This is a genomic window from Brenneria izadpanahii, from assembly GCF_017569925.1.
In the GTDB taxonomy this organism is placed as follows: domain Bacteria; phylum Pseudomonadota; class Gammaproteobacteria; order Enterobacterales; family Enterobacteriaceae; genus Brenneria; species Brenneria izadpanahii.
In genome coordinates this window covers 3,628,101-3,643,459 of record NZ_CP050854.1, presented here as the reverse complement: position 1 = coordinate 3,643,459, position 15,359 = coordinate 3,628,101, and the positions used below count along the sequence as shown (strand labels likewise).

Here is a 15,359-nt window from a genome sequence, read left to right as displayed (position 1 = left end):
AGTCTATAGAACGGTGTTCCGTATTTTGATAGTGCATTGGTAGCTACAAGCCAAGGGCGGTAGCGTGTCTGATGCTACATACTTTATAACGGTTGATGATGATGCAAGAATTTACCATAGTGTTTATCAGTGCATTTATTGTCCTTTTTTTTGCAAGAAAGGCGGCGGTAGCCATTGGGTTGGTGGATAGACCCAATGTCAGGAAACACCATCACGGCAATGTCCCTTTGGTTGGTGGGGTTTCTATCTATCTGGCGCTATGGGTTTTGTATGCACTCCATCCTGAATGGCTTCCTGACTTCCCCCTCTATATGGTTTGTGCCAGTGCGCTACTGACAGTCGGCGTATTGGACGACCGTTTCGACCTTCCCGTATTACCTCGTATAGCCTTACAAGCACTGGTCGCCGGCCTGATGATGTATGCCGGCCTGTATTTGACCTCGTTGGGCAATGTGCTGTTTGGTTATGAAATCGTTTTAGGCTCCTGGGGTTACGTCATTACGCTATTTGCCGTATGGGGAGCCATCAATGCTTTCAATATGGTTGATGGCATTGATGGCTTACTGGGGGCGCTTTCCTGTGTTACTTTTGGCGCGCTTGCCGTTTTGTTCTATCTTGGCGGCCACCGTGAGTTAGCCCTGTGGAGCCTATGTATGCTGGCGGCAACGCTGCCTTATATTTTATTGAACCTGGGCATTCCCTGGGGGAGGCGATTTAAGGTATTTATGGGCGATGCGGGCAGTACGCTGATCGGTTTTACGGTAATCTGGCTACTGATTCTGGCGACGCAAGGGGAAAAGGCCGTAATGCATCCGGTAACCGCGTTGTGGCTGATCGCCATCCCTTTGATGGATATGGTGACCGTGATGATTCGCCGAATCCGCAGAGGCGATAGCCCATTTAAGTCCGACCGTGAGCACCTGCATCATATTTTGGTGCGATCAGGGCTAACGCCGCGCCTGGCGTTGACTATGATTGGCAGTGCGGCGATTTTATTTGCGGTAATTGGCATCATTAGCGAGCGCAATGGCGTATCTGAGTCTATTATGTTGGGCATATTTTTGGCGTTTTTTGCTGGTTACTTTTGGTCAACCCCGCGAATATGGCGGGTACTGATGTGGCAGCGACGCATTAGCCATAACCGGCAGAATACACTGATGAACCGTATGGCGCAGCGGCGTTAACAGGTAAATTAACTGCCTTTTGTACGTCAGACTTTGGGTTCATTCGAATAAATCTTCTCTATAATGATTGATCATTTTGTAGGGATTTGCGCAGTTTTCAATCAAAAGCGATGGCATACACAGGATGATAAAGCACAAATTAAAATTGTTACCGTTGGTGGTTTCAACCGTTCTGCTTAGTGGTTGCACCATCGTTCCCGGCAGCCATCTTTCCACCAGTGGTAAAGAAGTGATCGAACAGCAGGATGCTGATTTTGACATTAACAAACTGGTTAATGTTTATCCGATGACGCCTTATCTGGTGGAAAAAATGCGCGCTAAGCCACTGGTGGCGCAGAATAATCCGGCGCTTGAGCGCGAACTGCAAAGTTACGAATACCGTATCGGTATTGGTGATGTCATCATGGTTACCGTGTGGGATCACCCGGAACTCACCACCCCGGCGGGGACTTATCGTACCGCCGCGGATACCGGCAACTGGGTGCATTCCGACGGCACCATTTTCTATCCTTATATTGGTAAGGTAAGCGTCGCCGGTAAAACGGTGACTGAAGTGCGCGATCAGATTATGAGCCGCCTGGCGACCTATATTGAATCGCCGCAGGTTGACGTTAGCATCGCCGCGTTCCGCTCGCAGAAAGCCTATGTAACGGGTGAGGTCGCAACCTCGGGGCAACAGGCGATAACCAACGTGCCGCTGACGATACTGGATGCGATCAATAAGGCGGGCGGATTGACCGAAAATGCTGACTGGCGCAACGTGGTGTTAACCCACGACGGTAAAGAACAGCGTATCTCTCTGCAGGCGCTGATGCAAAATGGCGATCTGTCGCAAAACCGCCTGCTTTATCCTGGCGACATTCTTTATATTCCCCGCAATGACGATCTAAAAGTATTCGTGATGGGTGAAGTGAAGAAGCAAAGCACCCTGAAAATGGATCGCAGCGGCATGACGCTGACCGAGGCGTTAGGCAACGCTGAGGGCGTCGATCAGGCGTTTTCCGATGCCACCGGGATTTTTGTCATCCGTTCGCTAAGAGGAACGCAGGGACCGAAACTGGCCGATATCTATCAGCTTAATGCCAACGATGCCACTGCGATGGTGATGGGCACCGAGTTCCAGCTTCAGCCTTACGATATAGTGTATGTGACTACCGCGCCGGTTGTGCGTTGGAACCGGGTTATCAGCCAGCTGGTGCCGACCATTTCCGGCTTTAATGACCTGACCGAAGGTTCATTGCGTGTTCGTACCTGGCCATAGAGATAACGATGTTTGATTCTATTTTAGTGGTTTGTGTGGGCAATATTTGCCGTTCGCCAACCGGTGAGCGGCTGCTGAAACAGGCATTACCGGGGAAAAATATTGCCTCGGCTGGGTTGAGCGCACTGGTGGGTAAGCCAGCGGATACTACCGCCGCCGAGGTAGCTGTGGCTAATGGGCTTTCGCTGGATGGCCACCGTGCGCAGCAGCTAACTTCTTCACTCTGTCGCCAGTACGATCTGATTCTGGTAATGGAGAAAGGGCATATTGACGCTGTGGGGCGCATCGCTCCGGAAGTGAGGGGTAAAACTATGCTGTTCGGCCACTGGCTCAATCAGCAGGAGATTGCCGACCCTTATCGCAAAAGTCGCGAAGCATTTGAATACGTCTATTCACAACTTGAGCAGTCTGCCCAGAAATGGGTGCAAGCATTAAGCCGTTAAAACAAGTCAGGGAAACCCATGGCAGAGAAAATTTCAGTAAAAGCATCTGAAACAACGTCAGATGAAATTGATTTAGGGCGTTTGTTAGGCACGTTGCTGGATAATAGATGGCTGATAATTGGTGTTACCGCCGTGTTCGCCATTATCGGTATCTTATATGCCACATTAGCAACGCCTATTTATAAGGCCGATGCGTTAATTCAGGTAGAACAGAATAGTGGTAATAAGTTATTAAGCGATATTTCCAGCATGTTGCCGGATGCCAAGCCCGAGTCTGCGGCTGAAATCGAGCTGATAAAATCCCGAATGGTAATTGGCAAAACTATTCGTGATCTTTCCTTAGATACGGTAGTTGAACAAAAATATTTTCCGGTATTTGGCAAAGGATTAGCCAGAATTCTGAATGAAGATCCGGGAGAAATCGCCGTTTCCCGTCTTGAGGTGCCGGATTCCTGGCAGGATGAAAAAATTGAGCTGACGGTATTAAGCCCAACCAGCTACCAGGTTGAGGCAGGCGATATAGTCAATTTTACCGGTAGTGTAGGGAAGTTGGAGAGCAACAATGGCCTTACGCTACTGGTAAGTGATATTGCTGCCCCGGAAGGTACGGTTTTTCGCTTAAAAAAGCTTAATGAGTTAACCGCAATTAAAAATTTACTGGATGATTTTACCGTTGCCGATACTGGTAAAGATACCGGCGTATTACAGCTAAGTCTGGAAGGAGAAGATCCAGCGAGTATCAGTAAGATTCTAAATAGCATCAGTCAAAACTATTTGCAGCAGAACGTTGAGCGCAAATCCGAAGAAGCAGGCAAAAGTCTGGAGTTTCTAAAAGAGCAGTTGCCAACCGTTCGTGACTCGTTGAATGAGGCGGAAAACAAGCTGAATCAGTACCGCCAGCAGAATGAGTCGGTTGATCTTTCGCTGGAAGCGAAATCAGTATTGGATACCATGGTTTCAGTCGAAACACAGTTAAATGAATCGACCTTTAAAGAAGCGGAAATTTCCAAGCTGTATACCAAAGAGCACCCGGCTTACCGTGCTTTGCTGGAGAAGCGCAAAACGCTGGAACAGGAACGGGATAAGCTGAATAAACGCGTAAGCGCGATGCCAGCAACCCAGCAGGAAATATTGCGTTTAACCCGTGATGTGCAATCAGGGCAAGAAGTTTATATGCAACTACTGAATAAGCAGCAGGAACTGAGCATTAATAAAGCCAGTGTAGTAGGGAATGTGCGCATTATTGACTCTGCTGCTACCCAGTTAAAGCCGGTTAAACCCAAAAAAACATTAATCGTATTGTTTAGTTTGATTCTTGGTGGAATGTTATCTACCGCATTTGTGATTCTTAAAACTATATTGCATAAAGGCATTGAAAGCCCGGAACAGTTGGAAGAACTGGGGATTAATGTTTATGCCAGCATACCGCTTTCGGAATGGCAGCAGAAAAAAGATCGGGAGCTGTTTACTCGTAATAAGGGCAAAAAAGCGAATGCTAGAGCGAACGAACTATTGGCTACCGGCAACCCAACCGATCTGGCGATTGAAGCTATCAGGAGCCTGCGTACCAGCCTGCATTTCGCCATGATGGAAGCGAAAAATAATGTGCTGATGATCTCTGGCGCCAGCCCGGCGATTGGTAAAACCTTTGTCAGTGCCAACCTGGGGGCGGTGATTGCTCAATCTGGGAAAAGAGTGCTGATTGTTGACTGTGATATGCGTAAGGGTTACGCCCATGAACTAATGGGTACAGATAGCACCAATGGATTATCTGATGTGTTATCAGGGCAAACCGCTTCGGAAAAAGCGGTAAGAAAAACCAATGTGGAGAATATGGATTTTATTCCCAGAGGGCAGATTCCACCCAATCCTTCAGAATTATTAATGCATAGCCATTTTTCTGTCTTTATTGATTGGGCTTCTCAGCATTATGATATTGTGCTGTTGGATACTCCGCCAATTCTGGCGGTAACCGATGCGGCTATTATCAGCCGTCATGCAGGAACTTCTCTGTTGGTAGCCCGTTTTGAAATGAATACCTTAAAAGAAATTGAAGTCAGTATTCGTCGTTTTGAGCAAAATGGTGCCGAAATAAAAGGTGTTATTCTCAATGCGATTGTAAAACGTGCAGCCAGTTATTATGGCTATGGTAATTATGATTATTATACCTATGAGTATAAAAAATAACTCATCTGCTGTTTGAGTTTTTAATTAATATATAGAGTAACATAGCTCGCCTTAATAAAAGGTGAGCTATAATTTTGATAATTAATTCGAACGTTTAATTACATTGCGGTAAATATGTTTCCATTGTGATTAATTATATATATTATCTGTGTGGCTATATGTATCATTATCTCTGGATTATATTCAGTTATATCTCGAAAGAACCTTGGGTTATAGAGGGCTAATAGGTAGAATGAATTAAGTGCTTATTCAAAATAAAAACAAAACATCAATATTTAAAAATGGAATTTCGAGGTTATATTTTATTTGGAATAAAAATAAACTATACCCTTGTAATAGAACTATGCTTTTGAATAAATAAAATATGGCTCCTTATTTATTGTTTCTTTCAACGGTGAAATATAATGAAAGTTAGAGTGGTTATTCCTGCTTATAACGGCGGTGAATTATGGCGGAAAGTTTGCGCTGCTATAAAAAAACAATTTGATTATTTTGAGTCTGTGCTTGTTATTGATTCATCCAGTAGTGATGACACATGTCAAATAGCCGAGGACTCTGGTTTTCAAATTATTAAAATAAATAAAACAGAATTTAATCATGGAGGAACCAGGAATCTGGGAGTTGCAAACTCGACTGATGTGGATATAGTAATATTTCTTACTCAGGATGCCATACCGGAACCCGATTGCATTAAGTCTATCTTATCGGTGTTTAATGACCCTAAAGTAGTTGTCGCTTATGGCCGACAGCTACCTCATGACGATGCCAATCCTATAGCAACACATGCGCGTTATTTTAATTACGGTGTGAAAAGCCATGTCTTAGGTTTAGACGATAAGAAAAAATATGGGATTAAGACGGTTTTTTCATCTAACTCTTTTTCTGCATATCGAACCAATATGTTTAGAGAGTTAGGTGGTTTCCCTTCCAATACTATACTAGGGGAAGATATGTATTTTGCAGCGAAGGCTGTTTTAGCTGGTTATAAAATCGCTTATGTTGCAGAGTCCAGTGTAAAACATTCACATAATTATTCTGTCTGGGAAGAGTTTAAACGATATTTTGATATCGGCGTTTTTCATCATGATGAGCCTTGGATAAGAGAAAATTTTGGCGGAGCCGGTGGTGAAGGGAAAAAATTCATTTTTTCAGAGTTAAATTTCCTTTTAAAACATGCGCCTCTTTGGATTCCTCTTGCCTGTATCAATAATTTTTTTAAAATAACAGGTTATAAACTTGGACAGAATTATAATAAATTACCTAAATCTTTGGTGAAGAAATTCAGTATGCATAAAGGTTATTGGTATAAGGATTAATATAATTTGAGGTGCAGCCATGCATACACTTAAGAATTCAATAAATAATAATGTAGTGAAGTTTTTATTGGCATTATCAGATTTTTTATTATTTAATATATCATTATTCTTGACTTTGTGGTTAGTGCGTGCACTGGATTATGATATTTCAGAATTTATTCCAGAGTCTGAGCTCCCAGCGCGATTTATCTCACATTTCACACTGTCTTTGCTTTGCATTGGCTGGTTCTGGGTACGATTGCGGCATTATACCTATCGAAAACCATTCTGGTTTGAACTAAAGGAAGTTATTAGAACGTTAGTTATATTTTCTGTTTTTGACCTTGCGCTAGTCGCTTTTTCAAAATGGCATTTTTCGCGTTATATCTGGGTAATAACCTGGATGCTGGCGATTATTTTAGTCCCCTTGGGGCGAGCTTTAGTTAAAAGGTTTTTGAATAGGCTCGGTTTATGGCAAAAGCAAACGATAATCATTGGCACAGGTAAAAATGCCCGCGATGCCTATGCTGCGTTGCAAAGTGAAGAAGTGCTGGGATTTGCCATCTGTGCTTTTTTCTCCAGTGGCAAGCAATGCGAAGATGAGTTACTGGGAATACCGGTGATTTGCGATGAACAGCAGCTTTGGCAACAGTGTGATCCCGAATCTACTCAGTTTATTGTTGCATTGGAGTTCGATGAACATGATTTGCGTGATGAGTGGCTGAAAAAACTGGCGAAGCATCATTGCCGTTCTGTTTCTGTGATCCCGACATTGCGGGGTGTGCCTCTGTATGGCACTGATATGTCATTTATTTTTAGCCATGAAGTTATGATCTTGCGTGTCAGTAATAATCTGGCTAAGAGAACTTCTCGTATATTGAAGAGGACTTTCGATATTGTAGGATCCGCCAGTATTATTATTTTACTTTCGCCCCTCTTGGCTGTTTTAGCCTATCTGGTTTCTAAAGATGGGGGTAATGCAATTTATGGACATGAGCGAATTGGGCGTGACGGTAAAAAATTTAAATGCTTGAAATTCCGTTCCATGGTTATGAATTCACAAGAAGTGCTTCAGCAACTACTAGAAAACGATCCCGAAGCTCGGGCTGAATGGGATAAAGATTTTAAATTGAAAAATGACCCTCGCATTACTCGGGTAGGAAAATTTATTCGCAAAACCAGCCTAGATGAATTGCCGCAGCTTTTTAATGTGCTGAAAGGTGAGATGAGTCTGGTTGGACCTCGTCCGATTATTGAGGCTGAGTTGGAGCGTTATGCCGGTGATGTTGATTATTATTTAATGGCTAAGCCGGGTATGACAGGATTGTGGCAGGTCAGCGGCAGAAATGATGTCGATTATGATACCCGTGTTTATTTCGATGCCTGGTATGTAAAGAATTGGTCTATGTGGAATGATATTGCGATTCTTTTTAAGACTATCAATGTGGTTCTTAAAAGAGATGGCGCATATTAAAGATAATAAGATGGCTTTGAGGATTATATGAAAATTATCGTTACCGGTGGTGCCGGGTTTATTGGGTCTGCGGTTGCCCGTCATATTATTAATGATACGGCGGATGAAATTCTGATAGTAGACAGTCTGACCTATGCAGGTAATCTTGAGTCATTAAAACCGATTGCAAATAATACTCGTTTTAAATTTGAAAAGGTGAGTATTTGTGACCGTAAAGAGTTGGAGCGTGTTTTCAATACATTTAAGCCTGACGCAGTGATGCATTTGGCTGCGGAAAGCCATGTTGACCGTTCTATTGATGGCCCGGCAGCGTTTATTGAAACCAATATCGTTGGCACCTACACGCTATTGGAAGTTACACGTCAGTTTTGGAATACGTTGGATGGTAATGCTAAAAACGCATTTCGCTTCCATCATATTTCTACCGATGAGGTATATGGCGACCTTCATGGTACGGATGATTTGTTTACAGAAACCACGCCATATTCTCCCAGCAGTCCTTATTCCGCTTCTAAGGCATCCAGCGATCATTTGGTTCGTGCCTGGCTGCGTACTTATGGTTTGCCAACCATTGTCACCAATTGCTCCAACAACTACGGTCCTTATCACTTCCCGGAAAAATTGATCCCACTGATTATCCTCAATGCACTGGAAGGTAAACCACTGCCGGTATATGGCGACGGCGCTCAGATCCGTGACTGGCTGTATGTGGAGGATCACGCCCGTGCTTTGTACAAGGTAGTAACTGAAGGGGAAGTAGGGGAAACCTACAACATTGGCGGACATAATGAACGCAAAAATATCGAAGTGGTGCAAACCATTTGCCGGCTGTTAGATGAAATGGTGCCAAATAAGCCTGCGGGTATTGATAAGTATGAAGATCTGATTACTTACGTTACCGATCGCCCTGGTCACGATATGCGTTATGCCATTGATGCTTCGAAAATTCACCGGGAATTAGGTTGGAAACCGCAGGAAACGTTTGAAAGCGGTATTCGCAAAACGGTGGAGTGGTATTTGGCTAACGAGCAATGGTGGCGCCGTGTTAAAGATGGTTCGTATGCTGGTGAGCGTCTGGGTCTAACGCGTTAATTCAGGAGATATAAAATATGAAAGGTATTGTATTGGCTGGTGGTTCCGGAACGCGTTTACATCCGATTACCCGCGGTGTGTCTAAACAGTTGTTGCCTATTTACGATAAACCGATGGTGTATTATCCCATTTCCGTTCTGATGTTGGCTGGCATCAAAGATATTCTGATTATTTCGACGCCAGAGGATATGCCTTCATTTAAACGCCTTTTGGGTGACGGTAGCCGTTTTGGCGTTAATTTCAGTTACGCTATTCAGCCCAGTCCTGACGGCTTGGCACAGGCGTTTCTCATTGGCGAAGAGTTTATTAACGGCGATCGTTGCGCTTTGGTTTTGGGGGATAATATTTATTTCGGTCAGAGTTTTGGTCAAAAACTGGAAGCTGCATCGGCACGAACAGAAGGTGCTACGGTGTTTGGTTATCAGGTAATAGATGCCGAGCGTTTTGGTGTGGTTGAATTCGACGAAAATAATCGAGCGATCTCTTTGGAAGAAAAACCGCTAAAACCAAAATCTAACTGGGCGGTAACCGGCCTCTATTTTTATGACGATCAGATCGTCGAGATGGCTAAACAAGTAAAACCTTCTGCTCGTGGCGAGCTTGAGATTACAACCTTAAACGAAATGTATCTGGAAAAAGGCTTGCTCAATGTAGAGCAATTGGGACGTGGTTTTGCCTGGCTGGACACAGGTACGCATGACAGCCTGATGGAAGCATCGCAGTTTGTTCATACCATCGAAAAACGTCAGGGATTTAAGGTTGCATGCCTGGAAGAGATAGCATTTCGCAAGGGATGGTTGAGCAAAGAGCAAGTTGCTCAAGAGGCTAAAGCCTTGAGTAAAACGAATTATGGGCAATATTTGGCCCGTTTGATTGGGGAGAAATAAGATGCAGGTTATGGATACTCGTATTGAGGGTGTAAAGATCATTCAACCAAAAGTCTTTGGTGACGCGCGAGGTTTCTTCCTGGAAACGTTTGAAAAAAGACGCTATCAGGAAATGTTGAACATCGATCTTGATTTTGTGCAGGATAATCACTCTCGTTCCGCAAAAGGCGTATTGCGCGGGCTACATTTCCAGAGATCAAATCCGCAAGGGAAACTGGTGCGCGTTGTCCGTGGGGAAGTATTTGATGTTGCCGTTGATATTCGCCCAGATTCACCGACTTATGGTGCCTGGGAAGGCGTAATTCTTTCAGAAGAAAACAAAACTCAGTTCTGGATCCCACCCGGTTTGGCGCATGGTTTTGTTGTGCTGTCTGATTTGGCTGATTTTGAATATAAATGTACTGATTACTACAATCCTTCAAATGAAGGTTGCCTGCTGTGGAACGATCCTGATGTTGGTATTGAATGGCCGATCACTAATCCTCTGCTTTCTGAAAAAGATAAGTTAGGCAAACGGTTTAAGGAGTTGGCGGCATGAAAATTTTACTGACAGGCGCGAACGGTCAGCTCGGCCGCTGTTTTCAGGATAGACTGCCTGCTGACTGGCAGATATGGGCAACAGACACCGCCGATCTGGATATTACCGATTATGCGAAAGTATTGTCTGCGGTAAAAGAATTCCAGCCAGATGCCATTGTCAATGCAGCTGCTTACACTGCGGTGGATAAAGCGGAAAGTGAGCCGGAACTGGCAGCATTGGTGAATAAAACTGGACCGGAAAATTTAGCTCGAGCCGCCAAAGAGGTTGGCGCTCGTCTGGTTCATGTATCGACAGATTATGTTTTTGACGGCAATGCAACGGTTCCTTACGTTGAAACCGACAAAACGAATCCGCTGGGTGTGTACGGTAAGACTAAACTGGATGGCGAAATTGCTGTTTCCCATGTTTTACCGGAAGCCATTATTATCCGTACTGCTTGGGTATTCAGCGAATATGGAAATAACTTTGTGAAAACCATGCTGCGGTTGGCAAAAGATCGTGATGAATTGGGTATTGTGGCCGATCAGCGTGGTTGTCCAACTTACGCCGGAGATATTGCTCAGGCGATTATTGATTTGCTGAAGCAGAATGCTGATGGTGGTATTTATCATTTCTGTGGTGATGAAGAAGTATCTTGGTGTGAGTTTGCTGAGTTTATTTTTGATAATGCTATAAGTTTAGGTGTATTAAAAAAATCAATAATAGTCAATGGTATCACTACAGATCAGTATCCTACCCCAGCAAAAAGACCATCTTATTCAACTCTTAACTCTGATAAAATTAGCGAAATAGGTGTAAAGCCATCTGACTGGAGAGCATCTTTAAGTAAGGTAATTGCCAATCTTTAATAATATAAAAGGGTATATATTGCTCCCTTGTATAAAGGCGTTCTTTAAGCGATAGAGAATATTATGTCTATTAAAATTTTGAAAATGTCTTATGATTAAAAAAATATTTTTTGCGACTCATAATAATGAGAATGACACCGATGGTGTATGGAAAAAAATAAAATCACAGGTTTCTGCCTTAAGAAGTATGGGGGCTTGTGTCGATTTTTTCTACTTAAAAAATGACAAAGCTATTCTTGATGATGGTATTAATGAATCAGAAATAGGTCTTAGTAAAAGCAAAAAATATTTCTTCTATATTGCACTAGCCCGTTATATAAAGAGTCGAGGGAATAAATATGATATCGCTTATATAAGGAAACCTCATGGTGGATTGTTCATTACATTTCTTCCTGGTTTATTGTATCAATTAAAGAATGATGGGGCTTATATTGTTATTGAGGTTCCAACTTATCCATATAAAAAAGAACTACGTTCTGCTAAAGCAAAAGCTCTTAATTTTTTGTTTGATATGTCAATCCCTTTCTTTAAAAGAAAAGTAGATGAAGTCCTGTATATGGGGGAATATACAGAAAAAATATGGGGCGTAAATGCAACTCGAATATCAAATGGAATAGATATTAATGATATAAAACCAGTAAAAGAAAAAGGAAGGTCATTATCAACTTTTGTAATTGTTTGTGTGGCAAATTTAGAATTTTGGCATGGATATGATCGTATTATAGAAGGAGTTAGGAAATACAATGGGAATAGAAATATTAGATTTGATATAGTAGGATATGCTCAGCCCGAATTTAATAGATTAAAAGGTATGGTATCTAAATATGGATTAGATGATTGTATTATTTTTCATGGAAGAAAGGCGGGTGAAGAACTTGACATGATTTTAGAAAATGCGGATGTATGTGTCGATGCAGTGGGTAGACATCGTAGTGGAAACAATACAAACAGTTCTATTAAATCAAAAGAATATACTGCTCGCGGACTTCCTTTTGTAAAAAGTCACATTGACTATTCATTTGATAATGAAGAGTTTATTCTACAGGTGGCTGCAAATGATACACCTATAGACATAAATGAGCTTATAAAATGGAGAGATGATCTCCCCAATGGCTTTTCTACAAAGGAGAGGATATTCGCATCAAATAATTTAACCTGGGCTAAGCAACTTGAGTTTTTGTTGGAGAGAAAATGAAAATTATTGCAGTAGTTGTTTTTTATAATCCGGAAGGTGATTTTTTTAATAGGTGTTTGTCAATTTCATCTCAAGTAGATAGACTTATAATATATGATAATTCAGTTGATAAAACCATAATAGATAATAATAGGGAAGCTATTTCCTCAATTGACAATATATCATACTATTCCGAAGGAATAAATAATGGTATAGGGCGTGCGCTAAACTATGCAGTTATTGAAGCTAGAAATAATGATTTTGATTTTTTGATTACATTTGATCAGGATACTTTAATTGAAAATGATTATGTTGAGAAAATGATTCGTTCTTTTAGCAGTGAAAATAATATTGGCGTTATTGGTCCTATCTATAAAGATATTAATGCTAATAGAGAATGTAGATTCCCTGTGAAGAAAGGTTTCTTTGTCTTAAGAAAAACATTATCAGATAAGAATAATATTCAAGATGTTATGAGTATTATTACATCTGGATCATTATATCCTGTTTCTATTTTTAGCAAAGTCGGCCTTTTTGAAGATGACTACTTCATCGATTATATTGATAATGAGTTTTGTTTACGACTGTTACAGTCTGGATATAGAGTTTGTGTAGACCCTACAGTAGTTATAAATCATGCTCTAGGTAATAGAACAATCAGTAAGGCTATTGTGCGATTCTCACCGACTAACTATCCATTTTATAGAAAGTACTATATTACAAGAAATAGACTCTTTATATATAAGAGATACTTTTTTAAATTTCCTTCTTTTATATTATATGATCTGGCAGCTTTTACTTTGGATTTTGTTCGAGTTTTCCTTTTTGAAAAAGATAAAAAAAACAAAATCATGGCATATTATAAAGGAATAAAAGACTTCTTGAATAATAAAAAAGGAGCCATATCTTAATAATAAATAATTATAATAATCGTTGTTGCGATTTTTATATTTTTTTCATGATTTCTTGCATTGCTAATTGCTTGCTCTTATAGGAATTTAAAGAAAATTTTGTTTTTTAGATAATTATTTATATTTAACCTGTGTGTTAATAACAAATACTAATCATTTAGTTAATATTTCAAGAGGTGTTGAGAGTGGCTTATTTTTTTATAGTTATTCTGCTTTTCTTTTCGTCATTCTCAAAAAGTCGCCATGTTTTTAATTTTTCATTTTTTATAACGACATTGAATTTCTGTTTGTCATTTGGATATGGATATGATTGGATTAACTATTTCGATATTTATGAAAATATTGATTATTATAAAAACACTTCAGCACCATTTGAACCGGGGTATTATTATTTAATGTTAGCTATGTCTAAGATTGGAGCTCCGTTCCAATTATTGCATCTAATAACCACTTTAATTATATTCTCGTTTGCGTATCTTTTTTGTAAGAAAACAAAAAACCCAACATTATCTTTTTTCACTCTTTTTTCGTTTATGGGTTTTTTCATGTTTATCGAGCAAGTAAGACAAGGCATCGCCGTATGCATAATAATTCTTTCTACCCATTTAATTCTTGATGGTAAGAAAATCAAATATTTTTTGATGGTAGTTCTTGCTATGTGTTTCCATTTGTCTGCGATAACTGGCCTTGCTTATTATCTTCTTGCAAATGAAAAGAAAAGGAAATTTGGGAAAATTATTTATATAGTAGTTAGTGTAACAATAATCCAATTTTTCCTTTATGCATTCGAAAACCCCTCTGTTATTAGTTTTCTTCCCGTTATTGGACAAAAGATATTTTTATATGGATTAATGAATAATTCTCTTGATAATTCTTTGTTTGTGAAAAGCTCATTTGTTTATATATTTATCATTATATTATGTTTTTATTTTCAGTATAAAGAGAAAAAATCTGGTCTTAATTATGGCAAGCTCGATGGAGCCATTTATTCGTCGATACTAATATGGGAAACAAAAGCCGCGTTTTTCCTTCAACGTATTCAGTATTATGCTGTTTCGCCATTAATTACCGGGCTTGATGACTTTTTCTATGTAAGAAATAGATTCTCAACATCCCGTATAATTTATGCTTTAACAGTTATGATTGTTGCTTTTATGCCAATGCGGTTTGAAATATATAGAAAATCTATATTTGACCCTCTATTTATTCTATCGTCAGAAATAGAAATAAAAAATAAAATTATGCAAAGATGTGCTGATTTGTTAACTGTTGATGAAGATAATTTTATTATTAAGCAATGTTATTAATATTATGAAAGTCTGTCTTTTCTAATTGATAGCGTCATTTATCATCATTGTTTTCCTTTGGGGGTATTTTAAATTGTTTTTGAAAATATTGACTATGTGGTTGTAAGAGATAGAGGGTTCATCATTTAATTAAAATCCTTTATAAGGATCGCGCAGCTTATGAAGTATTCATTTGTTATTTTAATAGTATTATGTAAATGTATAAACTAACCTTTCAACTAAATATTAGTGATAGAAAAGAAAAATCTGGTTTCTGGAATACATCTCATCGGTACGAAAATTACGGCTGTGGAAAGCTGTTTAGCGTTCACTGAGGAAAAATCGATATAGATGGATATCCTATTAGTTCCGTTAATTTAAAAAAACCTGATGACTATTTGTTATAAAGACATATTAATTGAAATATATTTATCTTCCGCGCATGTTAGAGGACTTTAAGTACGTAGATGATGTAAGTACAATGCTAAATTAAAAACACCACCTGTTATTATAAAAGACGGCTATTTGTGTTTTCGTTCTAAACCTCTAAGGTTTCATATCGATAATTTTATGATACGAAAAGAAAGGTGGATTAGATGATGTTGTGAAGTGATGAACTAACTATATTTTAAATTATAATTAATAGAGATTATTACTATGAATTAAGGCATGTACGATGCTATTTATTTTCAATAAAGGTATTTTATGTTTTGCCTTCATCCTAAAAAATGTCAAATAGTAAAGGAAATTCATGTGAGTATTAATTCCATTTATAA

At 39.9% G+C, this 15,359-nt stretch carries 13 protein-coding genes; all 13 read left to right on the top strand.

The window, feature by feature from the left end; genetic code table 11:
* Window positions 1-101: 101 nt before the first annotated feature.
* The 13 genes from wecA (at window position 102) to HC231_RS16190 (ending at window position 14,604) form a co-directional block, all read left to right on the top strand.
* Window positions 102-1,184 carry a UDP-N-acetylglucosamine--undecaprenyl-phosphate N-acetylglucosaminephosphotransferase gene (gene wecA / locus HC231_RS16250; RefSeq protein WP_208231376.1) on the top strand — a complete coding sequence of 361 codons (1,083 nt, stop codon included), beginning with the start codon at window positions 102-104 and terminating at the stop codon, window positions 1,182-1,184.
* A 124-nt stretch (window positions 1,185-1,308) separates the two neighbouring features.
* Window positions 1,309-2,445 (top strand): polysaccharide export protein, encoded by a 1,137-nt coding sequence (locus HC231_RS16245; protein ID WP_208227783.1) that lies wholly within the window; start codon window positions 1,309-1,311, stop codon window positions 2,443-2,445.
* 8 nt (window positions 2,446-2,453) lie between these two features.
* On the top strand, window positions 2,454-2,888 hold the full coding sequence (locus HC231_RS16240; protein WP_208227782.1) for an arsenate reductase/protein-tyrosine-phosphatase family protein: 435 nt from the start codon (window positions 2,454-2,456) through the stop codon (window positions 2,886-2,888).
* Window positions 2,889-2,906: 18 nt separating this feature from the next.
* A complete protein-coding gene (wzc, locus tag HC231_RS16235; RefSeq protein ID WP_208227781.1) occupies window positions 2,907-5,075 on the top strand; it encodes a tyrosine-protein kinase Wzc in 2,169 nt (722 codons plus the stop codon).
* A gap of 404 nt (window positions 5,076-5,479) precedes the next feature.
* A complete protein-coding gene (locus tag HC231_RS16230; RefSeq protein ID WP_208227780.1) occupies window positions 5,480-6,391 on the top strand; it encodes a glycosyltransferase family 2 protein in 912 nt (303 codons plus the stop codon).
* Between the two features lie 19 nt (window positions 6,392-6,410).
* Window positions 6,411-7,844: an undecaprenyl-phosphate galactose phosphotransferase WbaP gene (gene wbaP, locus HC231_RS16225; RefSeq protein ID WP_208227779.1), complete on the top strand. Its 1,434-nt coding sequence runs from the start codon at window positions 6,411-6,413 to the stop codon at window positions 7,842-7,844.
* A 27-nt stretch (window positions 7,845-7,871) separates the two neighbouring features.
* Complete coding sequence (gene rffG, locus HC231_RS16220) at window positions 7,872-8,936, top strand: dTDP-glucose 4,6-dehydratase (RefSeq protein ID WP_208227778.1); 1,065 nt, start codon at window positions 7,872-7,874, stop codon at window positions 8,934-8,936.
* A gap of 17 nt (window positions 8,937-8,953) precedes the next feature.
* Complete coding sequence (gene rfbA, locus HC231_RS16215) at window positions 8,954-9,823, top strand: glucose-1-phosphate thymidylyltransferase RfbA (RefSeq protein ID WP_208227777.1); 870 nt, start codon at window positions 8,954-8,956, stop codon at window positions 9,821-9,823.
* A 1-nt stretch (window position 9,824) separates the two neighbouring features.
* Window positions 9,825-10,361, top strand: coding sequence for a dTDP-4-dehydrorhamnose 3,5-epimerase (rfbC, locus tag HC231_RS16210; RefSeq protein WP_208227776.1), 537 nt, complete (start codon window positions 9,825-9,827; stop codon window positions 10,359-10,361).
* Window positions 10,358-11,212, top strand: a complete 855-nt coding sequence (gene rfbD, locus HC231_RS16205) for a dTDP-4-dehydrorhamnose reductase (RefSeq protein ID WP_208227775.1) — start codon at window positions 10,358-10,360, stop codon at window positions 11,210-11,212. Before rfbC ends, rfbD begins: the two co-directional genes overlap by 4 nt.
* Before the next feature lie 91 nt (window positions 11,213-11,303).
* Window positions 11,304-12,407: a glycosyltransferase family 4 protein gene (locus HC231_RS16200; protein WP_208227774.1), complete on the top strand. Its 1,104-nt coding sequence runs from the start codon at window positions 11,304-11,306 to the stop codon at window positions 12,405-12,407.
* Window positions 12,404-13,297 (top strand): glycosyltransferase family 2 protein, encoded by an 894-nt coding sequence (locus tag HC231_RS16195; RefSeq protein ID WP_208227773.1) that lies wholly within the window; start codon window positions 12,404-12,406, stop codon window positions 13,295-13,297. Before HC231_RS16200 ends, HC231_RS16195 begins: the two co-directional genes overlap by 4 nt.
* A gap of 185 nt (window positions 13,298-13,482) precedes the next feature.
* Window positions 13,483-14,604: an EpsG family protein gene (locus HC231_RS16190; RefSeq protein WP_208227772.1), complete on the top strand. Its 1,122-nt coding sequence runs from the start codon at window positions 13,483-13,485 to the stop codon at window positions 14,602-14,604.
* The last annotated feature ends 755 nt before the right edge of the window (window positions 14,605-15,359 follow it).

Coding starts and splice junctions, on each gene's coding strand:
- wecA (WP_208231376.1), top strand. CDS start 102: ATGCAAGAATTTACCATAGTGTTTATCAGTGCATTTATTGTCCTTTTT.
- HC231_RS16245 (WP_208227783.1), top strand. CDS start 1,309: ATGATAAAGCACAAATTAAAATTGTTACCGTTGGTGGTTTCAACCGTT.
- HC231_RS16240 (WP_208227782.1), top strand. CDS start 2,454: ATGTTTGATTCTATTTTAGTGGTTTGTGTGGGCAATATTTGCCGTTCG.
- wzc (WP_208227781.1), top strand. CDS start 2,907: ATGGCAGAGAAAATTTCAGTAAAAGCATCTGAAACAACGTCAGATGAA.
- HC231_RS16230 (WP_208227780.1), top strand. CDS start 5,480: ATGAAAGTTAGAGTGGTTATTCCTGCTTATAACGGCGGTGAATTATGG.
- wbaP (WP_208227779.1), top strand. CDS start 6,411: ATGCATACACTTAAGAATTCAATAAATAATAATGTAGTGAAGTTTTTA.
- rffG (WP_208227778.1), top strand. CDS start 7,872: ATGAAAATTATCGTTACCGGTGGTGCCGGGTTTATTGGGTCTGCGGTT.
- rfbA (WP_208227777.1), top strand. CDS start 8,954: ATGAAAGGTATTGTATTGGCTGGTGGTTCCGGAACGCGTTTACATCCG.
- rfbC (WP_208227776.1), top strand. CDS start 9,825: ATGCAGGTTATGGATACTCGTATTGAGGGTGTAAAGATCATTCAACCA.
- rfbD (WP_208227775.1), top strand. CDS start 10,358: ATGAAAATTTTACTGACAGGCGCGAACGGTCAGCTCGGCCGCTGTTTT.
- HC231_RS16200 (WP_208227774.1), top strand. CDS start 11,304: ATGATTAAAAAAATATTTTTTGCGACTCATAATAATGAGAATGACACC.
- HC231_RS16195 (WP_208227773.1), top strand. CDS start 12,404: ATGAAAATTATTGCAGTAGTTGTTTTTTATAATCCGGAAGGTGATTTT.